The organism is Streptomyces sp. LX-29 (genome assembly GCF_029541745.1).
Taxonomy (GTDB): domain Bacteria; phylum Actinomycetota; class Actinomycetes; order Streptomycetales; family Streptomycetaceae; genus Streptomyces.
This window is the reverse complement of record NZ_CP089746.1, coordinates 1,591,311-1,613,313: the sequence shown is the minus strand read 5'-3', so window position 1 is coordinate 1,613,313 and position 22,003 is coordinate 1,591,311. Positions and strand designations below refer to the sequence as shown.

General features: G+C 73.8%; 14 protein-coding genes and 3 pseudogenes. 14 read left to right on the top strand and 3 right to left on the bottom strand.

Going from position 1 to position 22,003, the window contains the following annotated elements:
• Nucleotides 1-8: 8 nt before the first annotated feature.
• The 7 genes and pseudogenes from LRS74_RS07030 to LRS74_RS07000 all read left to right on the top strand — a co-directional run bounded on the left by LRS74_RS07030 (nucleotide 9) and on the right by LRS74_RS07000 (nucleotide 7,840).
• Entirely contained in the window at nucleotides 9-809 is an 801-nt protein-coding gene (locus LRS74_RS07030) for an ATP-binding cassette domain-containing protein (RefSeq protein WP_144382720.1), read from the top strand.
• 439 nt (nucleotides 810-1,248) lie between these two features.
• Nucleotides 1,249-2,370: an ROK family glucokinase gene (locus LRS74_RS07025; RefSeq protein WP_277740181.1), complete on the top strand. Its 1,122-nt coding sequence runs from the start codon at nucleotides 1,249-1,251 to the stop codon at nucleotides 2,368-2,370.
• A gap of 335 nt (nucleotides 2,371-2,705) precedes the next feature.
• Entirely contained in the window at nucleotides 2,706-3,482 is a 777-nt protein-coding gene (locus tag LRS74_RS07020; protein ID WP_277740180.1) for a hypothetical protein, read from the top strand.
• A gap of 286 nt (nucleotides 3,483-3,768) precedes the next feature.
• A pseudogene (locus LRS74_RS07015) lies at nucleotides 3,769-4,554 on the top strand (alpha/beta fold hydrolase); the annotation flags it as partial.
• Between the two features lie 1,200 nt (nucleotides 4,555-5,754).
• Nucleotides 5,755-6,135 (top strand): annotated as a pseudogene (pcaC, locus tag LRS74_RS07010) (4-carboxymuconolactone decarboxylase); the annotation flags it as partial.
• Between the two features lie 251 nt (nucleotides 6,136-6,386).
• Nucleotides 6,387-7,025 (top strand): MBL fold metallo-hydrolase, encoded by a 639-nt coding sequence (locus tag LRS74_RS07005; RefSeq protein WP_277740179.1) that lies wholly within the window; start codon nucleotides 6,387-6,389, stop codon nucleotides 7,023-7,025.
• 35 nt (nucleotides 7,026-7,060) lie between these two features.
• Nucleotides 7,061-7,840, top strand: coding sequence for an exodeoxyribonuclease III (locus tag LRS74_RS07000; protein ID WP_277740178.1), 780 nt, complete (start codon nucleotides 7,061-7,063; stop codon nucleotides 7,838-7,840).
• Nucleotides 7,841-8,033: 193 nt separating this feature from the next.
• Here LRS74_RS07000 and LRS74_RS06995 read toward each other — a convergent pair whose 3' ends face one another.
• Nucleotides 8,034-9,869, bottom strand: a complete 1,836-nt coding sequence (locus LRS74_RS06995; RefSeq protein ID WP_277740177.1) for an SGNH/GDSL hydrolase family protein — start codon at nucleotides 9,867-9,869, stop codon at nucleotides 8,034-8,036.
• Between the two features lie 156 nt (nucleotides 9,870-10,025).
• On the opposite strand from LRS74_RS06995, the gene LRS74_RS06990 reads away from it, so the two are divergent.
• Nucleotides 10,026-10,469: a DUF6278 family protein gene (locus LRS74_RS06990; protein ID WP_277740176.1), complete on the top strand. Its 444-nt coding sequence runs from the start codon at nucleotides 10,026-10,028 to the stop codon at nucleotides 10,467-10,469.
• Between the two features lie 154 nt (nucleotides 10,470-10,623).
• Here LRS74_RS06990 and LRS74_RS06985 read toward each other — a convergent pair.
• Nucleotides 10,624-11,283 (bottom strand): annotated as a pseudogene (locus LRS74_RS06985) (alpha/beta fold hydrolase); the annotation flags it as partial.
• A gap of 348 nt (nucleotides 11,284-11,631) precedes the next feature.
• Nucleotides 11,632-12,396, bottom strand: coding sequence for a hypothetical protein (locus LRS74_RS06980; protein ID WP_277740175.1), 765 nt, complete (start codon nucleotides 12,394-12,396; stop codon nucleotides 11,632-11,634).
• Nucleotides 12,397-12,673: 277 nt separating this feature from the next.
• Between LRS74_RS06980 and ggt the strand changes: the two genes are divergently transcribed.
• From ggt to LRS74_RS06950, 6 genes are all read left to right on the top strand, one after another.
• Nucleotides 12,674-14,560, top strand: coding sequence for a gamma-glutamyltransferase (gene ggt / locus LRS74_RS06975; protein ID WP_277740174.1), 1,887 nt, complete (start codon nucleotides 12,674-12,676; stop codon nucleotides 14,558-14,560).
• 160 nt (nucleotides 14,561-14,720) lie between these two features.
• Nucleotides 14,721-16,610, top strand: a complete 1,890-nt coding sequence (locus tag LRS74_RS06970) for a hypothetical protein (protein WP_277740173.1) — start codon at nucleotides 14,721-14,723, stop codon at nucleotides 16,608-16,610.
• Between the two features lie 518 nt (nucleotides 16,611-17,128).
• Nucleotides 17,129-17,971 (top strand): nitrilase-related carbon-nitrogen hydrolase, encoded by an 843-nt coding sequence (locus LRS74_RS06965; protein WP_277740172.1) that lies wholly within the window; start codon nucleotides 17,129-17,131, stop codon nucleotides 17,969-17,971.
• Nucleotides 17,972-18,242: 271 nt separating this feature from the next.
• Nucleotides 18,243-19,553 carry an aspartate aminotransferase family protein gene (locus tag LRS74_RS06960; protein ID WP_277740171.1) on the top strand — a complete coding sequence of 437 codons (1,311 nt, stop codon included), beginning with the start codon at nucleotides 18,243-18,245 and terminating at the stop codon, nucleotides 19,551-19,553.
• Nucleotides 19,550-20,956, top strand: coding sequence for a dihydropyrimidinase (gene hydA, locus LRS74_RS06955; protein WP_277740170.1), 1,407 nt, complete (start codon nucleotides 19,550-19,552; stop codon nucleotides 20,954-20,956). Before LRS74_RS06960 ends, hydA begins: the two co-directional genes overlap by 4 nt.
• Before the next feature lie 29 nt (nucleotides 20,957-20,985).
• A complete protein-coding gene (locus LRS74_RS06950) occupies nucleotides 20,986-21,987 on the top strand; it encodes a TIGR03842 family LLM class F420-dependent oxidoreductase (protein ID WP_277740169.1) in 1,002 nt (333 codons plus the stop codon).
• The last annotated feature ends 16 nt before the right edge of the window (nucleotides 21,988-22,003 follow it).

Below are 22,003 nucleotides of genomic sequence, written 5' to 3'. Positions count from 1 at the left end.
CGCCGCCACTGGTCCGGCTGACCGACGTCAGCAAGTTCTACGGCAACATCAAGGCGCTGGAGGGTGTCTCCCTCGAAGTGCACGCGGGCGAGATCACCTGTGTGCTCGGCGACAACGGCGCCGGCAAGTCCACGCTGATCAAGATCATCGCTGGGCTGCACGGGCACGACGCCGGCACCTTCGCCATCGAGGGCGAGGAGGCCAGGCTCGGTTCGCCGCGCGAGGCCCTCGACCGCGGCATCGCCACCGTCTACCAGGACCTCGCCGTCGTCCCGCTGATGCCGGTCTGGCGGAACTTCTTCCTCGGCTCCGAGCCGACGAAGGGCCGCGGCCCCTTCAAGCGCCTCGACGTGGCGACCATGCGCGAGACCACCCGCGGCGAGCTGCTGCGCATGGGCATCGACCTGCGCGACGTCGACCAGCCGATCGGCACCCTGTCCGGCGGCGAGCGGCAGTGTGTGGCCATCGCCCGCGCCGTCTACTTCGGCGCCAAGGTCCTCGTCCTGGACGAGCCCACGGCGGCGCTCGGCGTCAAGCAGTCCGGTGTGGTGCTGAAGTACGTGGCGGCCGCGCGGGACGCCGGCCTCGGCGTGGTGCTGATCACCCACAACCCGCACCACGCCTACCTCGTCGGCGACCGCTTCGTGCTGCTGAAGCGCGGTGCCATGGCCGGCAGCCACGCCAAGGCGGAGATCGCCCTGGAGGAGCTGACCCGGCAGATGGCCGGCGGCAGCGAGCTGGAGCAGCTCAGCCACGAGCTCTCCCGCGCTCCGGTCGCCGACTACCCGGGCAAGCACCCCCAGGACTGAAATCGCCCGCCCAGCGGGGCGTGAGCGAATGTCGCGGCAGGAAGACCCCGTCCTCGGGCGGGGCCTTCCTGCCGCGTTCTCGTGGTGTCCGCCTCGCGTACGCGCCGCGCCCCGTCGTCTCGGGACCGCGACCGGCCGACCGGCCTCGGCGGGCGGGGCATATGCCGAGGCCCGGCGGGGCGCGGGCCCTCGGGGCGGTTATGCGTCGGACACCGCCGGTGAGGCACAATCGGCGACGGCGGGTCACCCCCGTACCGACGTATTCACGAGGCCCCGGCCTCCCGAGACCTCCGCAGGGACGACGACTCTTGCGAGCACGCACCCGCAGCGAACGCAACCCCCGCGCGCACCGCGCCGCGGGCGAGGCCCGTACGACGGCCGGCCCCGGCGGCGGGGCCCCGTACGGCGCGCCTGGCACCGACGGCGGAAGGGCGGAGCGATGAGCATGTACCGCGAGCGGGTGCACAGGGGATCGGCCCGGGCCACCGTGCTGCGCACCGTGGGGACGCGAGAGCGCCGCTCTCATCTGACCGCCCCGCGCGTGCCGACCGTCGGCATCGACATCGGCGGCACCAAGGTCGCGGCCGGCGTCGTGGACGCGGACGGCAACATCCTGGAGAAGGTGCGCACCGAGACGCCCGACAAGTCCAAGAGCCCCAAGGTCGTCGAGGACGTGATCGTCGACCTGGTCCTGGACCTCTCCGACCGGCACGACGTCCACGCGGTCGGCATCGGCGCCGCCGGCTGGGTGGACGCCGACCGCAACCGCATCCTGTTCGCCCCGCACCTGTCCTGGCGCAACGAGCCGCTGCGCGACCGCATCGCCGAGCGCCTGGCCGTCCCCGTCATGGTCGACAACGACGCCAACACCGCCGCCTGGGCGGAATGGCGCTTCGGCGCCGGGCGCGGCGAGGACCACCTGGTCATGATCACCCTCGGCACCGGGATCGGCGGCGCCATCCTGGAGGACGGCCAGGTCAAGCGCGGCAAGTACGGCGTCGCCGGCGAGTTCGGCCATATGCAGGTCGTCCCCGGCGGGCACCGCTGTCCGTGCGGCAACCGCGGCTGCTGGGAGCAGTACAGCTCCGGCAACGCCCTGGTACGGGAGGCGCGCGAGCTCGCCGCCGCCGAGTCCCCGGTCGCGTACGGGATCATCGACCGCGTCGGCGGTCACGTCCCCGACATCACCGGACCACTCATCACCGAGCTGGCCCGCGAGGGCGACGCGATGTGCGTCGAGCTGCTTCACGACATCGGTGAGTGGCTCGGCGTCGGCATCGCCAATCTCGCCGCCGCGCTCGACCCCTCCTGCTTCGTCATCGGCGGCGGCGTCAGCGCGGCCGACGACCTGCTGATCAGCCCCGCCCGCAACGCCTTCCGACGCACCCTCACCGGCCGCGGCTACCGGCCCGAGGCGCGCATCGTCCGCGCCCAGCTCGGCCCCGACGCGGGCATGGTCGGCGCCGCGGACCTGGCCCGCCTGGTCGCCCGCCGCTTCCGGCGCGCCAACCGGCGGCGCGTCGAACGGAACGAGCGTTACGCCAGGGCAGCCGGCCGATGACCGGCGCGGAGCGTCAGCGCCCCCGCGAGCGGCGGCGGGTCCGCGAGGGCGAGCGCCAGCCGGGCACCGGCAGGGCGCGGGCGAGCGGGCGCGGCGTGCCCGCCGGCCGAACCGTCTCCGGCGCGTCCGGCACGCCCACGGACGGCGGCGGCGCCGCACACACGACCGCGCGTGCGGCGGGTGGTACGACCGCGCGGGCGACCGGCGGTACGACCGCGTGTGTGATCCGCGGTACGGCTGCCCGCGCGGACGGCGGTAAGGCGTCGGACGGGAGGGCTGCCCGCGCGGCGAGCGGTACGGGGCCGGGTGGGACGGCCGCCCGCGCGGTGAGCGGTATGGCCTCGGCTGGGACGGCCGCCCGCGCGGCCGGCGGAAAGGGCACGGGCCGGGGAGACGGCCGTCATGCGGAAGCGCCACACGGCGCGGACCGATCCGGCGGCGCGGACGGGGTGCGCGGTGCGGAGGGATCACGCCGTGCGGACGGATCGCGGGGTGCGAGCGGCTCCGGCGGGTCGTCGGGGTCCGGCGGGTCCGGCGGCTCCGGCCGGTCCGGCGGCGGCACGGGGGACGACTCCTCTCAGAGCCCGCATCAGGGGCTGCGTCGCTCCCAGCGCCCCTGGCTCACCGCCGTCATCGTCTTCCTGCTCATCGCCATCCCGGCGGGCTATCTCGTCATCTCGGCACTCCAGAGCCGCGACAGCGGCGAGGACAAGCAGGAGACCGCCGCCGCGACCGGGCTGACCGAGGACTGGCCCAGCAAGGTGCAGCGGCGCATCTACGACGTGTGGATTCCGCCGTACTCCGCGGACGTGGCGCACTTCGAGACCAACTCCTGGGACGCCAGCTCGATGTACGTGCAGTTCATCACCTCGGACGAGGGCTTCGACAGGTTCCTCGACACGTTCGACCTCGATCGCTCGGCCCTGCGGGACGGCAAGGTGACGATCGACGACGAGGAGGCCGACCGGGTCGGCTGGAAGTTCGGGTCCGACACGAAGTGGGCCGGTCTGGTGGTCGAGCAGCCGGGGCCCGAGCCCGAACTGGAGGTCACCGTCGACCTCGACAACCCGGAACACCCCGAGGTGTACGTGGTGTCGACCGTGACCCCGTGACCCTGTGACCGTGACCGCTGCGGCCCTTCGCGGACGGGGTGGCCCGGGTGGCCTGGTGCGTCGGTGACCTGGGTGGCCTGGTGACCCGGTGAGCCCGTGACCTGGTGAACCCGTGACCCCGCGGGGTCGCACCGCGAGTTCGTGGGGTCGTTGCCGCGGGTTCGTGGGGCGACACCCGGGGCCGTGGGGGCGCGCTGCCGGTCCGTGATCCCGTACGGTCCCGTAGGCTCCAGACCCGTAGAGCCCACGGCGGACCCGCCGACGACCGCTGGATACCGTGAAGCGTGTGAGCGAGACCAAGACCCTTCAGTACCGGATCGACGGCCCGCACGACGGCCGGCAGGACGCGCGGACCCTTGTCCTCGGGCCGTCGCTCGGCACCACCTGGCACATGTGGGACCGCCAGATTCCCGAGCTGTCGCGCACCTGGCGCGTCATCCGCTTCGACCTGCCGGGCCACGGAGGATCCCCCGCGTACCCGGCCATCGGCATCGACGAGCTGGCCGACCGGCTGCTGGCCACCCTGGACCAGCTCGGTGTGGAAAGCTTCGGCTACGCGGGCTGTTCGATCGGCGCCGCCGTCGGCGCCTCGCTCGCGCTACGCCGACCGGAGCGCCTCGCCTCACTCGCCCTGATCTCCGCCTCCGCGCGGTACGGAACCCCCGACGCCTGGCGGCAGCGCGTCGCCGTGGTCCGCGCGGGCGGCCTGGATCCGGTCGCCCGCACCACGCCCGAGCGCTGGTTCACCTCCGGATTCGCCGCCGCCCAGCCCGCCATCGTGGACTGGTCCGTGCAGATGGTGCGCACCACCGAACCGGGCTGCTACATGGCCGCCTGCGAAGCGCTCGCCGTCTTCGACATCCGTGCCGAACTGGGTCGGATCGGGTCGCCCACACTGGTGCTCGTCGGCGCCGACGACCCGGTCACCCCGGTCGCCGACGCGCGGGAGCTGGTCGAGGGCATCACGGACGCCCGGCTCGCGCTCGTCCCCGGAACCGCCCACCTGGCACCCGTGGAGCAGCCCGGCGCCGTCACCGACCTCCTCGTGCGCCACTTCTCCGGCTCCTGGCACTCGGCGCCCGCGGCGGCGGTCCCGTCCACGGCCACGCCCCCGCCCACGGTGGGGGCTCCGGCGGCGGTCACGCCTCCGCCTACGGTGGGGGATCCGGCGGCATCCACGCGCCCGCCTACGGTGGGGGCTCCGGCGGCGGTCACGCCTCCGCCCACGGTGGGGGATCCGGCGGCATCCACGCGCCCGCCCACCGTGGGGGCTCCGGCGGCGGCCACGCGCCCTCCCGTGGTCGCGATTCCGGCGCCTGGGCCCACCCCGACCCCCGCTCCGACGGTGGGGACGGATGGGGCACAGGCCCTGGTCGACGGTGCGGTGCCGGCCATGGGGACCGTCGCGACCGACGTGGCGACGTCTTCCGAGGCGGCGGCCCGCGCGGACGCGACGCTGGGCCCGGAGCCGAGCGTGACAGCCTCCGCCATCCCTCTCGGCCCCTCCCTGGGCACGCCTGGAACGGCGCGGGCGAGCACGCCCGAAACGGCAGCGGTGGCGGGCACGCCCGAAACGGCGGTGGCCTCCATGCCCTCGGCGCGGATGTCCCCCGTACCGGCGCCCCCCGTACCGGCGCCCCCTGTGCCCACGGCCGCCACGTCCGCGACCGTCCCACCCGTGGGTTCCGCCGGCGCTCCGACCGCTCTGGCGGTGCCCACCGGCCCCGTGACCTCCCCCGACCCAGGAGCCTCGACCCCTTCCGGCCCTGTCGAACCGTTCGCGGCCGGGGAGCCGGTAATCGGCGTACCCGCGGGGCGGACGCCGTCCGAGCCGGCGGCGGTTGAGGCGAAGGCCGAGCCGATCGTGCTCGGGCCCGCGGCCGCGGAGCCCGTGACACCGGAGGCCGTGACACCGGAGGCCGTCACACCAGAGCCCGTGACACCAGAGCCCGTGACACCAGAGCCCGTGACCGCCGGGTCGGCGCCTGCTGAGGCCGCGGTGGTCGAGCCTGTGACCGCGAAGGCCGCTGTCACGGAGCCTGCTATCACGGAGCCTGCTGTCGTGGGGCCCGCTGTCACGAAGCCCGATGCCACGGAGCCCGACGCCCCGGAGGCCGCGGTGATCGACGCGGTCCCCGTCGAGCCGACGGCGGACCCCACGGCCTTGGCTCCGCTCACCGGCGCGCTCACCGACCCGCTCGCCGACCCGCTCGCCGGTCCGGCGTCGGGCCCGTTCTCCGGCCCGGTGGCCGCCCCGGGCGAGGCTCCGGCCGAGACCCGCGCCGACGTGTACGACCAGGGCATGAAGGTCCGGCGTGAGGTGCTCGGGGACGCGCACGTGGACCGCGCGGCGGCGCTCACCGACGACTTCACCGAGGACTTCCAGGACTTCCTCACCCGCTACGCGTGGGGTGAGGTGTGGACCCGGCCCGGCATCGACCGCCGCACCCGCAGCGTCGTCACGCTCACCGCTCTCGCCGCGCGCGGGCATCTCGACGAGCTCGCCTTTCACACCCGCGCGGCGCTGCGCAACGGGCTCACCCCTGCCGAGATCGCTGAGGTGCTGCTGCACACCGCCGTCTACTGCGGGGTGCCGGCCGCGAACTCCGCGTTCGCCGTGGCGCGGAGGGTGATCGCCCAGGAGACCCGTCCGGACGGCCGCGTACGGGGTCGTTCGGAGGAACGTGCGGAGGAGCGTCCGGAATCCCGCCCGGAGGACCGTCCGGGGGCCTGACCCGACCGCCGGGCCGGCGCCGTTCCGCCCGCCGCGCGGGGCGTGACCGTACGTCGCGCGGGGAGGGCGGCCCTCGCCATGACGGGGGCGACCCTCGTCATGACGGAGCGGCGCGGCCCTCTCGTGTGAGAGAACGGCCGCGCCGCGCGGGGAGGCGGCAAGATGGGGTCATGAAGATGACCAAGAAGGGGCACGCCTGCGTCCGGATCGAAAAGGACGGGCGGCTGCTCGTCATCGACCCGGGCGCCTTCACCGAGCAGGACGCCGTCACGGGCGCCGACGCGCTGCTGGTCACCCATGAGCACGTCGACCACTTCGACGAGGGCAGGCTGCGGATCGCCATGGAGGCCAACCCGGCCGCCGAGATCTGGACCCTGCGCAGCGTCGCGGACCAGCTCGCCGCCGCCTTCCCGGGGCGGGTGCACACCGTCGGTCACGGTGACACGTTCAGCGCCGCCGGCTTCGAGGTCGAGGTGCACGGGGAACTGCACGCCGTCATCCACCCGGACCTCCCGCGCATCACCAACGTCGGATACGTCGTCGACGGTTCGGTCTTCCACCCCGGCGACGCGCTCACCGTGCCGGAGCGTTCCGTCGACACCCTGCTGCTGCCGGTGCAGGCGCCCTGGAGCAAGATCTCCGAGGTGATCGACTACGTACGGGAGGTCAAGCCGCGGCGCGCGTACGACATCCACGATGCCCTGCTCACGGACCTGGCGCGGCCCATCTACGACACCCACCTGGGCAATCTGGGCGGTGCCGACCACGCACGGTTGGCCTCCGGTGAGAGCGTGCGTCTGGAACGCTGACGGTGACTGTCAGACCCAGGCGGTAGGTTTGCCGCATGCGCATCGCCACCTGGAACGTCAACTCGATCACCGCCCGGCTGCCCCGGCTGCTGGCCTGGCTGCAGAGCACCGGCACCGATGTGCTCTGCATACAGGAGACCAAGTGCGCCGAGGCCGCGTTCCCCTACGAGCAGCTGCGCGAGATCGGCTATGAGGCCGCGGTCAACGCCACAGGCCGGTGGAACGGCGTGGCGGTGATCTCCAAGGTCGGGCTCGACGATGTGGTGACCGGACTGCCCGGCGGCCCCGACTACGAGGGAGCGACCGAGCCGCGCGCCATCAGTGCGACCTGCGGACCGGTCCGCGTCTGGTCCGTGTACGTGCCCAACGGCCGCGAGATCGGCCACGCGCACTACACCTACAAGCTGGGCTGGTTCGAGGCGCTGCGGGCGGCCGTGGCCGAGGACGCCGCCGGGGAGCGCCCCTTCGCGGTGATGGGGGACTACAACGTCGCGCCGACCGACGAGGACGTCTGGGACCCCAGCCTCTTCGAGGGCCTGACCCACGTCACCCCCGCGGAGCGCGCCGCGCTCGCCGCGCTCCGTGAGGCCGGCCTGTCGGACGTCGTGCCGCGCCCGCTGAAGTACGACCGCCCGTACACCTACTGGGACTACCGCGAGCTGGGCTTCCCGAAGAACAAGGGCATGCGCATCGACCTGGTCTATGGCAACGCCCCCTTCTCCAAGGCCGTGTCCGACGCCTATGTCGACCGCGAGGAGCGCAAGGGCAAGGGTGCCTCCGACCACGCGCCGGTGGTCGTGGACCTGGAGCCGTAGCCGGCCCCGCCCCGGCCCGGCCCGGCCCGAGGAGTGGTGCGCGGGCAGGCGGTCCCGGACGCCGGACGCCGCCCGCGGACTCCGGCGCGGGGCGCGGGCTTGGTCGGGACTTGGCGCTCGGGGCGTGGGTCTCAGGGCTTAGGGCTTGGGCCTTGGGGCGCGGCCGGCTCCGTCTCCCGTCATGGCCCAGCCCCTAGCCCACCAGCTTCCGCAGCGCGATCGAATCCGCCATCGCCCGGAGCCCTGTGTCGCCCGGGTGCAGATGGTCGCCGCTGTCGTAGGCGGGCAGCATCCGGTCCGGCCGCTGGGGATCGCGGATCACCGCGTCGAAGTCGAGGACGGCGTGGAAGACGCCGCCGTCCTCGCTTCGGATGAAGTCGTTGATCTCTCTGCGCCACTGCTCGGCCCGCGGCGTGCAGCCGGAGTTGCCCCCGCAGGGCAGTACGGTCGCGGCCACCACCCGTAGGCCCCGGCCGCGCGCCCGCTCGGCCAGAGACCGCAGCCCGGCGATGACCGCGTCCGCGGAGGTGCCCGACCGGACGTCGTTGATCCCTTCGAGGATGACGAGAGTGCGGACCGAGGTCTGCGCCAGCACATCGCGCTCCAGCCGGTGCTGCGCGCTGACGCCGCCGATCTCGGTGCTCACCCCGTCGCCCGGATAGCGGTCGCCGACCACGCGGTTGGCGGAGATGCCGTGGTTGAGCACGCCGTAGCGCGGCACGACGGACTGCCCGCGCAGCCGGCGGGCCAGCACGTCGGGCCACCGTCGGTTGCCGTCGACGGTCGACTTGTCCCCGTCGGTGATCGAGTCGCCGAGCGTCACCACGGATCCCGGCCCGCCGCCGACGTCGACGCCGGTCAACAGCGGCCAGGTGGTGAGCGTGCCGGTGTACCGCGCCCCGCCCCGGTCGCCGGTACGGTCCCCGCTGCCCTCCCCGCTCACGTAGGAGCGCTGGTAGGCCCGCGCATGGACCGGCAGGGCCGTCACCCGGCCCGGAAGGTGCAGGCTGACCAGCAGATTGGCGTCCGCGGGCACGGAGAAGCCGAGCGGATCGGAGAACGCCTGGGCGCCGGCCGGGATCCGGGTGCCCGGCTTTCCGCCGAACGCCAGCTTCCGGGGCGGATCCACGGCGCCTGCCCCGGACGCCTGCACCGCGACCGAGGCGTGTCCGACGGCGATCGGCGTCGACGCGAAGGTGTTGGCCAGCCGGATGCGCACCCGAGGCCCGCCCGCGCTGGTGTGGACGACCAGCCGCAGGGTCCGGTCCGTCCACGGCCCGACGGACTGGCGGCCCGAGGTGCTGGCCGACCAGCTGCCGGTCCAGCCGCTGGCCGGCGACCGCACCGCGAGAGCGAAGACATGCAGGTCGGCGGAGCGGCCTGGGTCCTTCGGCAGGGTGACGGAGGCGATCGTGCGGCCCCGCGCCACCGGCACGGTGAGCGCGTACAGCCGGGCCTGTTCGGCGCGCTGCCCGCCGGGGGAGTTGATGTGCGGCAGCGCCACGGCCTTGGTGGCCAGCGGTCCGGTGCGCCAGTCGGGGGCGGTCAACGTGTACGCGCCGCGCGTCCCGTCCGCGTAGTGCACCGTTCCGTCGCCCCGCGTCTCGCGGCCCGTCGCGGCGACGAGGAAGGACAGCGCGTCGCCGCGCCCGGAGACCCGTACCGACTGGCCGTTCGCCCGTACGTTGTCCGGCTTCCCGGCGCTGGTGCGCGGCCAGCGCAGCCGAGCCCCGTCGAGGGCCAGGGAGCGGCCGGGGGTCCAGCCGGCGGCCGCGAGGTCCCGCGCGGACAGCGAGTTGCCCCGGCCGTCGAAATCCGCGCCGCGCGGGTGCGCGTCGTCGCTGACGCTCCGGTTGTCGAACAGCCGCTCCAGCGGCAGCGGCGGGGCGGTCGCCGGCGCTGCCGGCCCCGCGTCCGTCCCGGTGTCGGGTGCGGTCGCGCGGGCCGGCACGGCGGCGGTCGCCAGGACGAGGACGAGCCCCGAGACGAGGACTCCTCCGGTACGTCGTCTCGGTCTGCCAGCGAGCATCTGGGGTGCCTCCTGTGACTGATGACGGTCGAATCATCCGACAGGTGCGCGTCGAAGGTAGGGAGGCGTGAAGAGGGCGTCAAGGTGAGTGACGAGTCGTCAAGTGCCCCGCGCGCCGTGTGGTGAGAGGCCGCGCCGGGTGCGACCCTGAGTTATATGAATATTCATTTCTTGGACAACTGGCGCAGGCGGCACGCGACGGACCTCGACGCGGGCCGACGGCCGGCGGTCCGGGAAAGCGATCCGGAGGGTATGGCCCAGTTGCTCTCGGAGTGCGAGCTGCTGCGCGCCCGCGCCTCGACGGCCGGCGTGGAGCTCGACGATTCGGTCGCCTCCTTGGAAGCCCTGGACCAACTGCTGCCCCGTTGGCGCGACGACCCGGAGGAGCTGTCCTGGCTCGGCAACGACGCGGGGCTCTACCTCGGGACGGTCATCGTCCGCACCGTGCCCGGCGCGGTCTGGCAGCTGACGCCGAACGTGGGCCCGATGGTCCGGTTGGCCTCCGACCGCGAGATCGACGTGGTCGCCGCGGGGCAGGGGTGGGCGGCCGTCGGGGCCCCGGAGCTGTCGCAGCTCTACGCGGAGGTCTCCGAGAGCTGAGCCGGCCGGGCCCCGTCGTCTCGCCTGAGGGAGCACGGTCGTTTCATGAGCTCGCACCGAGCGGTACGGAGACCCAGGACGGGTCGGCGGCGGGGGAGGAGAAGGTCAGCCGCGCCCCGCGCGGGTTGTGTCCAGCGGGATCCGGCGTCACCGGCTCGCGTTCGAGGCGCGAGCCGAGGAAGTCGTCGAGGACGCGGGTGAGTTCCGCGCTGGGGCGGCCGGTGAGCCGGCCCGCGCCGCCGAGCAGGGCGGCGGCCTGGGCGTGTTGGGTGCGGCCGCTGTAGATCGACCCGATCAGGTCGGCCCAGCCGCTCAGGGCCGCCACCGCCTTGATCCGCCGGTCGAACCCGGCGGCCAGCAGGCTGATTCCGGCGCCGTAGGACACTCCGGCCATGCCGACCCGATCGGGATCGGCGGGCGTGTGGGCCAGGGCCCAGTCGATGACCTTGGAGGCGTCCGCCACGTCCGGCGGGCCGGCCGTCTCGATCTCGCCGCCGGACTGCCAGAAGCCCCGCGCGTTGTAACCGAGCACCATATAGCCGGCGTCGGCGAGCTGCTCGGCCTGCGCCATGTACTCGATCTGCGGCATGCCCCAACTGGTGGGCAGCACGATCAGAGGGAAGCGGGCATCGGGGTCGGCCGTGGCGGCGGCGGGGGTGAAGACATGGGCGGACAGGGTGATGCCGCCCTCGCCGGGGATGTCGACGAACCGCACGGACGGTACGCCGGCCCGCCCCGCGCTGTCCCCGACCGCGCTGTCCCCGACCGCGCGGGGCGCGGCGGTACGGGACGCTCCCGCGCGGGGCGGCGCGATCCGGGTGCCGGGTGCCGCGACTCCCGCGCGGGGCGGCGCGACGCGGCTGAGGGGCGGCGCGACCCGCGCGTGTGGTGGAGCGACGCGGGCCGTGGTGCCGGTGCCGGGGACGGCCGCCTGGGCGGCGGGGGCGAGCCCCAGTGCCGCCGTCGCCAACAGGGTCGCCGAGACGGTCCCGGCCGCCGTGGCGCGCAGGGTGTGTCGAGCAGGGGTCACTGTCGCTCCTGACCTGGATGCCGTGGGGGCGGTGGTGTGCAGGGCCGAGCGACCGAACGTTAACGGCGCGGAGTTACCGGCGGTAATAGCTCTGTGGGTCAAGCCTGGGTAACGATCGGAGAGCGTCGTTCCTCAGTTCGTTTTCCCGGCGCGACGGGAGCGGCTGGGGCGCGGCTCCGGAGCCGCCGCGGCGGTCGCGACCTTCGTCATGTCGGCGACCAACTCCACCACATCCGGCCCGTATGCCTGGGAGTTGACGACCTTCAGCAGGAGGCAGAACGAGCCGTCGGCGCCGTACTTGCGGGCCAGCTTGGCGCGGTTGCGCACCAGGTGCCGCACCGCCGCCCGGTGGGTGACCGGTCGCTGCCCCGCCGCCAGGAAGACCGGACGGCCGCCCTCGCCGCCGGTCAGCCGGGCCAGCAGCACATACTCCACGGCGCCGGGCTCGGCGCGGTAGGCGGTGCCGCCGATGGTGAACGTGGCGCGGTCCATGCCCGTCTCGTCGCCCGGGTGCACCGTGACCCCGGGTAGCAGGTTGCCGAGGTGTGCGGCGAGCCGCCGGTGCGCGGTGGGGTCGCCGACACAGAACTCCGTGCGCGCGCCGAAGCCCTGAAGTCCGGTGTCGTGCGGGGCGACCTCGGCGTGCGCGCCGCAGTTCTCCACCACCGACGCGAGGCCCAGCAGGGCCAGGGCGTCATGGCGCGGGATGCTCGCGTGGGTCGAGGCGCTGTCCCGGTGGGTGACCAGCACACATTCCGAGCCGTCCGGCAACCCGAAGAAGCGCTGTTCGCGGACGCGGCTGCGGCGCCCGGCGGCCGTATGGGCGGCCCAGCCGAGGGCCGCGCCCACGATCAGGGCCGCCGCCGCGGTGATCAGATCCTGTGCGGTGTCCATCATGGCCGCGCATCGTAGCGGGCGTGCGGATGCGCGTTCGAGACGTCCCGATTCGTTCTCCCAGAGGTCCCGATTCGTCCTTTCGGCGCTCCCGGAGCCCCCTTCGCGGGGTCTCGATTCGTATGACGAATGTCGACCGCCTGTGGATAACCCCAGGCGGGGGACTCGGGAAGGGGGCATGCTGAGGGCGGTGCCGGACCCGCGTCCGCCGCTGTTCCCGGCGGCGGGCGCGCCGGTATCCTCCGGCACCCGTCGTTCGCCTGGACTTGGAGGTACGCGCATGGGGTTCGCCCCGAGAGCCACCGCACCAGCAGCAACGTCACCGAACCGACGGCGTGGGGCCGCCCGCCGCCGGCTCTCCGTCCTCGCCGCCACCACCCTCATCGCCGGGCTGACGCTCGGCGCCGCGCCCGGCGGAGCGCGGGGCGACTCCTCGCCCGCGACCGCCCCCGGCGCGGACACCCCGGCCAAGTCGCCGGTGGCCGTCGGCTACGGCGGCGCCGTGTCCAGCGTGGACCCCGACGCGTCGGCCGTCGGCATCCGCGTGCTGCGCCAGGGTGGGAACGCGGTGGACGCCGCGGTCGCCACCGCCGCCGCGCTCGGTGTCACCGAGCCGTATTCGGCCGGCGTCGGCGGCGGCGGTTTCTTCGTCTACTACAGCGCCAAGGACCGCCGGATCCACACCATCGACGGCCGCGAGACCGCGCCGCTCAGCGCCGACGCGGACCTCTTCCTCGGTGCCGACGGAAAGCCGATACCGTTCGAGGAAGGGGTCACCAGCGGCCTGGGCGTCGGCACCCCCGGCACCCCCGCCACCTGGGACGAGGCGCTCGACACCTGGGGCACCCGCTCTCTCGCCCAGGTGCTCCAGCCCGCCGAGCGACTGGCCCGCGACGGCTTCACGGTGGACGCCACCTTCCGCCAGCAGACCGCCGACAACCAGGCGCGCTTCGCCGACTTCCCGGCCAGCGCCGATCTCTTCCTGCCCGACGGTGAACTCCCGGTGGTCGGCTCCACCTTCACCAACCCCGACCTGGCCCGCACCTACGCCCTGCTGGCCAAGCGAGGCGTCGACGTCCTGTACAAGGGAGAACTGGGCCGCGACGTCATCCACACCGTGCGCAAGCCCCCCGTGCGGGCGGGCGCCACCCGCCTCGTGCGGCCTGGCGACCTGACGCGCCAGGACCTGCGCTCCTACGAGACCAGGCGGCAGGCCCCCACCCGCACCGACTACCGGGGTCTGGACGTGTACGGCATGGCGCCCTCCTCCTCCGGCGGCACCACCGTCGCCGAGGCGCTCAACATCCTGGAGAGCACCGACCTTTCGAAGCTGAGCCAGCGGGACTACCTGCACCGCTACATAGAGGCGAGCCGGATCGCCTTCGCCGACCGCGGCCGCTGGGTCGGCGACCCGGCCTTCGAGGACGTCCCGGTGCGGGGCCTGCTCTCGCAGCGCTTCGCCGACTCACGCGCCTGCCTCATCAAGGACGGGGCGGTGCTCACCAGCCCGGTCGCGCCCGGGGACCCGCGCAAGCCCGGCGCGGGCTGCGACAGCGGAGGAGTCAGCGCGCCCACCACCTACGAGGGGGAGAACACCACCCATCTGACGGTGGCCGACAAATGGGGGAACGTGGTGGCGTACACCCTCACCATCGAGCAGACCGGCGGCAGCGGCATCACCGTGCCGGGGCGCGGCTTCCTGCTCAACAACGAGCTGACCGACTTCTCCTTCGCGCCGGCCAACCCCGCCGTCCACGACCCCAACCTGCCCGGTCCCGGGAAGCGGCCGCGCTCCTCCATGTCGCCCACGATCGTGCTCGACGACGGCCGGCCGGTCCTCGCGCTCGGCTCCCCGGGTGGCTCGACCATCATCACCACGGTGCTCCAGACGCTGACCGGTCACCTGGACCGCGGACTGCCGCTGGTCGACGCCATCGCCGCCCCCCGCGCCAGCCAGCGCAACGCGGTGACCACCGACCTCGAACCCGGGCTGTGGAACAGCCCGCTGCGCCGGCAACTGGAGGCGATCGGGCACACCTTCAAGCAGAACCCCGAAATCGGCGCGGCGACCGGAGTGCAGCGACTCCCCGACGGGCGCTGGCTCGCCGCGGCGGAGACGGTCCGGCGCGGCGGCGGCTCCGCGATGGTGGTGAGGCCCACGGGCTGACGTAGCGGCGCTCCCCCTCACGTCGTAGGCCGTCCGCCCCTCCATGCCGTAAGCGCATCCGGAAAAACGCCCGTAGCACGCCCGTAACCGGTCTCGTAACACGCAGGGTGTCGAATGCGTGCGCACGGGAGGGTGTGCGGTCCATGGGCGAGGGGTGGAGATGGCGGACGGCCAACTCACGACGGAGATCGACGAGTTCGCCCGGTTTCTGCGGGCACTGACCGGGCGGCTCGCCCCGGACTCCGGCTGGTACGGCGTCTTCGCCCTCCGCGACCCCGAGGGCATCCGGGCCTGTCTGGACGGTCGTGAGGTCCCGCCCTGGGACGTGGTCCAGGCCCTGCTCCAGGACCTGTCCGCGCGGTGCGGCGCCGCCGAGGCCGCCGCGGCGGCCGGCCGGGCCGCCGCCCTCTACCGCGCCTCCGTCACCGCCTACGACACCTGGATCGGCGGCCCGGCCGCCCTCCGTGCCCGTCTGGAGGCGATGCGCCGTCAGCGTCGACACGCGGCGCATCGCGAGCACCACCTGCGGGCGGCGGTGGGGGCCGCCCACGCCGACCCGGCCGCCCAGCGGCGCCTCACCACGGATCTGGCCTGGGCCCACGACGACTGCGAACGCGCCACCGCCCGCTGCCAGGAACTCGCCGCCCGACTCCAGGCCCTGGGCGAGCCCGTTCCCCCCTCCGCCCCGGACTTACCCGGCCCGGCCGAAGACCCCGCCCCCGCCCCCGGCCCGGCCGCTGGCGGTCCGGCTACCGCCCCCTCCGGGCCGCTCGCCCCGGCCGGGATGGCCACCCCCGCCGGGCCGCCCGCCTCGGCTGGACCGGGGGCTCCTCCCGGGGCAGTCGCTCCCGTCCGGCTGCCGGACACCATGGCGCCGGATGCTTCGGTCGGGGCGCCGGCCTCCGCCGCGCCGCCCCTCGCGGGATCACGGGAGTCCGGCGGGCCACGGGAGTCCGGCGGGCCGTGGCATTCCGCCGGGTCGCGGCATTCCGGCGGATCACGCGGGACCACCGGAGCGGCGGGGCCCGCCGGGGGGCCGGCCGCCGCGGGCGCTCCCGCCCCCGCCTGGGCATCCGCCGGCGTGGGGATGCCCGCTCCCCCGGGGGCACCCGCGCCCGTGCGGGAGGCCGGGGCCGCCGGGGAGCCCGTCGCCGAGGCGCGGCGGAGGGAGGAGGCGCCTCGGGATAAGGAGGCGCCTCGGGATGAGGGTGACGGGCCGGTGCGGCGGCGTCCGCGAGGGGCGCGGTTCGCGGGAGTGGAGGCGGACGACGTCGAGGCGGCAGGTACGGGGGCGGGCGTCGTGCCGGTGGTGGCGCGGGCGGTGACACCGGCGACCGGAGCGCCCCGAGGGGCACGCTTCGCCGGGGCCTATGGGGAAGCCGACGAGGGTGGGCACGGTGGCAGGCGGCGCGGGCGCCGCAGGGGAGCGGTGGAGGCGCGCGGCACGGACCCGGAGCCGGCTCCGCGCCACGAGGGCCGGGACACGGGGCCGGAGCGGAGGGCCACGGTCGCGCGGCAGGAGGCCGTGGCGGCCGTGGACCGGATCGCGCGGTTGCGGGCGGCGGGCCGCAGCGGCGAGGCGCACGGGGTGCTCTGCGAGGCCGCCCTCTGGCCCGCGGAGCGGCTGCCCCTGCTGGCGGCGGAACTGGAGCGCGCGGGGCTGGGGGCGGACGTCGCCACCCTCCTGTGGGAGCTCGCCGGACTGCCTCCGGCGGCGCTCGCCGCGGCCGCCGGGGCGCTCGCGGACGCGGACCGGGCGTACGACTGCGCGCACCTGCTGCGGCAGAGCACGGCGCGCCCGGTCGCCGAGGTGGCGGGGGCGGCGCTCGCGCTGTGCGAGGCGGGTCACCGGTCGGAGGCGAGCGGGCTGCTGGAGTCGCTGGTGCGGGCCCGTACCCCCGCCGAGGTGGCGGGGGCGGCGTCCGCGGACCCGGGCCGGATGGTGCCGATGCTGCTGACCGCGGCGCTCGAGGTGTCCTCCAGCAGGCACCACGACATCGCCCACGCGCTGCGCGTGGCGGGGGTTCCGGGGGTCCCGGGCCTGGCCTGAGGCCGGGCCGACCGCCCACGCGGCCCGGCGCGCGGCGAGACGCGCGCCGGGAAACGGGGACGTCCGCCAACGCGGACGCCTGCCCACGGGGACGCCTGCCACGGGGGACGTCCGTCAACGGCGATGTCCGTCAAGGGCGACGTCCGCCCACGGGGGACGGCCGCCGCGAAACCGAGGACAGCCGACCGGAGCGGGGGACAGCCGACCGGAGCCGGGTCGCCGGCAGGAACAGGAAGCGGACCCGCGCCGGGGAGTCGGGTGCGCGCCTGCCGAGGGGACGTCGGTCAGAAGCGATGGCGCGTGTCGGGAAGCGGGAACACGCGGGGACACCCGACCGGAAACGGGCTCGCCCATCAGGAGACCCGGCGGGAGGCGGAGACGCGCGTCAGGAAACATGATCGCCTCGTTGCTTAACGACGGCGGTCTTGTCACCGTGGGAAGACGGGTCGTACGTTCTCCACCTACGCCCCGTATCTACGTGCGTAGACGCGTCTGACGTGCAGTCAAAGGAGCCTCTCATGGCCAAGATTGTTCGCGCGGCACTGGTCCAGGCCACCTGGACGGGTGATACCGAAACGATGATCGCAAAGCACGAGGAGCACGCACGCGCGGCGGCCGCGCAGGGGGCCAAGGTGATCGGCTTCCAGGAAGTCTTCAACGCACCGTACTTCTGCCAGGTTCAGGATCCCGAGCACTATCGGTGGGCGGAGCCGGTGCCGGACGGTCCCACCGTGCGCCGCATGCGGGACCTGGCGCGCGAGACCGGCATGGTCATCGTGGTGCCGATCTTCGAGATCGAGCAGTCGGGCCTGTACTTCAACACCGCCGCGGTCATCGACGCCGACGGCAGCTATCTGGGCAAGTACCGCAAGCACCACATCCCGCAGGTCAAGGGGTTCTGGGAGAAGTACTACTTCAAGCCGGGCAACCTCGGCTGGCCGGTCTTCGACACCGCCGTCGGCAAGGTGGGCGTCTACATCTGCTACGACCGGCACTTCCCGGAGGGATGGCGCGCCCTGGGACTGGCCGGCGCCGAGTTGGTCTACAACCCGTCGGCCACCCACCGGGGGCTGTCGCAGTACCTGTGGCGGCTGGAGCAGCCCGCGGCCGCGGTGGCCAACGAGTACTTCGTCGCCGCGATCAACCGGGTGGGCCAGGAGGAGTACGGCGACAACGACTTCTACGGGAGCTCGTACTTCGTCGACCCGCGCGGACAGATCGTCGGCGACGCCGCCAGCGACACCAAGGAGGAGCTGGTCGTCCGCGACCTCGACTTCGACCTCATCGAGGAGGTGCGGCAGCAGTGGGCGTTCTACCGGGACCGGCGCCCGGACGCGTACGACGGCCTGGTGCGCCCGTGACGGGGACGTTCGTGACGGGAAGGCCCCTGAGGCGGGCTGCCGTCAGGGAGGCGCCCGTGACGGGGACGGCCGTGACGGGAACGCCCCTGAGGCGGGCTGCCATCACGGAGGCGACGACCGTGACGCGGAAGACCGTGACCGGGACGACCCTGACGGGGGTGTCCGTGACGGGGACGACCGTGAGGCGGGCTCCGGTGAGACGGGCGACCGTGAGCGGGACCGGAGCCGGAGCGACCCCCGGACGCGCGCCGGGAGAGACCGAGGGAGCACCATGAGCGAGACCCACGCCGCGCTGCACGCACGCCACCGCGCCGTGCTGCCCGACTGGCTGGCCCTCTACTACCAGCACCCGATCGAGATCACCCATGGCGAGGGCCGGCACGTCTGGGACGGCGACGGCAAGCGCTACCTCGACTTCTTCGGCGGCATTCTCACCACCATGACCGCCCATGCCCTGCCCGAGGTCACCAAGGCGGTGGCGGAGCAGGCGGGCCGGATCCTGCACAGCTCCACCCTCTACCTCGACCGCCCCATGGTGGACCTGGCCGAGCGGGTCGCGCGACTGTCCGGGATCCCCGACGCCCGGGTCTTCTTCACCACCTCCGGCACCGAGGCCAACGACACCGCGCTGCTGCTCGCGACCACCCACCGCCGCTCCAACCAGATCCTGGCCATGCGCAACAGCTACCACGGCCGGTCCTTCTCCACCGTCGGCATCACCGGCAACCGCTCCTGGTCCCCGACCAGCCTCTCCCCGCTCCAGACGCTGTACGTGCACGGCGGGGTGCGCGCCCGCGGCCCCTACGCGCACCTGTCCGACGCGGAGTTCATCACCGCCTGCGTGGCGGACCTGGAAGACGTGCTGGGACAGGCGCACGGCACCGTCGCCGCGCTGATCGCCGAGCCGGTGCAGGGCGTCGGCGGGTTCACCGCCCCGCCCGACGGCCTCTACGCCGCCTTCCGCGAGGTGCTCGAACGCCACGGCATCCTGTGGATCAGCGACGAGGTGCAGACCGGCTGGGGGCGCACCGGCGAGCACTTCTGGGGCTGGCAGGCGCACGCCCACGCCGGCCCCCCGGACATGCTGACCTTCGCCAAGGGCATCGGCAACGGCATGTCCATCGGCGGGGTCGTCGCCCGCGCGGAGGTGATGAACTGCCTGGAGGCCAACTCGATCTCCACCTTCGGCGGCAGCCCGATCACCATGGCCGCGGGCATGGCCAACCTCACCCATCTCCTCGAACACGACCTCCAGGGCAACGCCCGGCGCGTCGGCGGGCTGCTGATCGAACGGCTGCGCGCCGCCACCGCCGGGAACGACGCGGTACGCGAGGTGCGGGGCCGCGGCCTGATGATCGGCGTCGAGTTGGTCGAGCCGGGATCCGAGCGGCCCTCGCCGGAGGCCGCCTCCGCGGTCCTGGAGGCCGCGCGGGAGGCGGGTCTCCTCATCGGCAAGGGCGGCGGCCACCACACCAGCGTGCTGCGCATCGCCCCGCCGCTGAGCCTCACGGTCGCCGAGGCGGAGCAGGGCGCGGCCATCCTGGAGCAGGCGCTGAACACGGTACGAGGGAGGGCGGCATGAGCGGCAGCCGCACCGTCATCCGCGGCGGACTCGTCATCACCGCGGCCGACGAGATGCCCGCCGACGTCCTGATCGAGGACGGCCGGGTGGTCGCCGTCGCCGCCCACGGCGGCGACTACGCGGCCGGTTGGACCGCCGACCGTACGATCGACGCCACCGACCTCTACGTCGTCCCGGGCGGTGTGGACGCGCACACCCACATGGAGCTGCCGTTCGGCGGCACGTCGGCCTCCGACACCTTCGAGACCGGGACCCGCGCGGCCGCCTGGGGCGGGACCACCACCATCGTGGACTTCGCCGTCCAGACCAAGGGGCAGGCGCTGCGCGAGGGGCTGGACGCCTGGCACGCGAAGGCGGCGGGCAACTGCGCCGTCGACTACGCCTTCCACATGATCCTCTCCGATGTGAACGACAGCTCGCTCAAGGAGATGGACCTGCTCGTGGAGGAGGGCCTGACCTCGTTCAAGCTGTTCATGGCCTATCCGGGGGTGTTCTACAGCGACGACGGGCAGATCCTGCGTGCCATGCAGCGCTCGGCCGGCAACGGCGGGCTGATCATGATGCACGCCGAGAACGGCATCGCCATCGACGTCCTCGTCCAGCAGGCCCTGGCCGCCGGCCGAACCGATCCGCGCTACCACGGCGAGGTGCGCAAGGCGCTGTTGGAGGCCGAGGCCACCCACCGCGCCATCCAGCTCGCGCGGGTCGCCGGCGCCCCGCTGTACGTGGTGCACGTCTCGGCCCAGGAGGCGGTCCAGGAGCTCGCCGCCGCGCGGGACATGGGCCTGGACGTCTTCGGCGAGACCTGCCCGCAGTACCTGTTCCTGTCCACCGACAACCTCGCCGAGCCGGACTTCGAGGGCGCCAAGTACGTCTGTTCCACCCCGCTGCGGCCGCGCGAACACCAGGCCGCGCTCTGGCGCGGACTGCGCACCAACGACCTCCAGGTCGTCTCCACCGACCACTGCCCGTTCTGTTTCGCGGGCCAGAAGGAACTGGGCCGCGGCGACTTCTCGAAGATCCCCAACGGGCTGCCGGGGGTGGAGAACCGCATGGACCTGCTCCACCAGGCCGTGGTGGAGGGCCATATCTCGCGCCGCCGCTGGATCGAGATCGCCTGCGCCACCCCGGCACGGATGTTCGGGCTCTATCCGAAGAAAGGCACCATCGCCCCCGGCGCGGACGCCGACATCGTCCTCTACGACCCCCGGGCCGAGCAGACCCTGTCCGCGCGGACCCACCACATGAACGTCGACTACTCCGCCTACGAGGGCAAGCGGATCACCGGACGGGTGGTCACCGTGCTGTCGCGCGGGGAGACCGTCATCGACCGACAGCGGTTCACCGGGCGTGCGGGCCATGGCGCCTATGTGCCGCGCGACACCTGCCAGTACCTCGACTGAGCCGCCTCTCCTGAACCGGGAACACGCGTATGGACTTCGGACTCGTCCTCCAGACCGACCCACCCGCCACCACCGTCATCGAGCTCATGCGCCGCGCGGAGGCGCGCGGCTTCCGCTACGGCTGGACCTTCGACTCCGCCGTGCTCTGGCAGGAGCCGTTCGTCATCTACAGCCGCATCCTGGAACACACCGAGCGGCTCATCGTCGGCCCGATGGTGACGAACCCGGGAACCCGCACCTGGGAGGTGACCGCCTCCACCTTCGCCACCCTGAACGACATGTACGGCAACCGCACCGTGTGCGGCATCGGCCGCGGCGACTCGGCGATGCGGGTGGCGGGCCGCAAGCCCAACACCCTGGCCCGCGTCGGCGAGGCCATCGACGTCATCCGTGATCTGGCGGAGGGCCGTGAGGCCGTGGTCGACGGTGTCACCCTGCGCTTCCCCTGGATCCGGGACGGCCGGCTGCCCGTCTGGATGGCGGCCTACGGCCCCAAGGCGCTCGCGCTCACCGGCCGGAAGGCCGACGGCTTCATCCTCCAGCTCGCCGATCCGTTCCTCACCGAGTGGATGGTGCGGGCGGTCCGCACCGCCGCGGCCGAGGCCGGACGGGACCCGGACGCGGTCACCGTCTGCGTCGCCGCCCCCGCCTACGTGGGCGACGACCTCACCCACGCCCGCGAACAGTGCCGCTGGTTCGGCGGCATGGTCGGCAACCACGTCGCCGACCTGGTCCAACGCTACGGCGAACACTCCGGAGCGGTCCCCGAGTCGCTCACCGCCTACATCAAGGAGCGCGCCGGCTACGACTACAGCCACCACGGCCGCGCCGGGAACCCCGACACCGCCTTCGTCCCCGACGAGATCGTGGACCGCTTCTGCCTGCTGGGCCCGCCCGAGGCCCACATCGAAAAGCTCAGGGCCCTCCGGGCACTGGGCGTGGACCAGTTCGCCGTCTACGCGATGCACGACGCGAAGGAGGCGACGATCGACGCGTACGGCGAACACGTCATCCCGGCCCTGAGCGACTAGGGCCGACCTCGGCCAC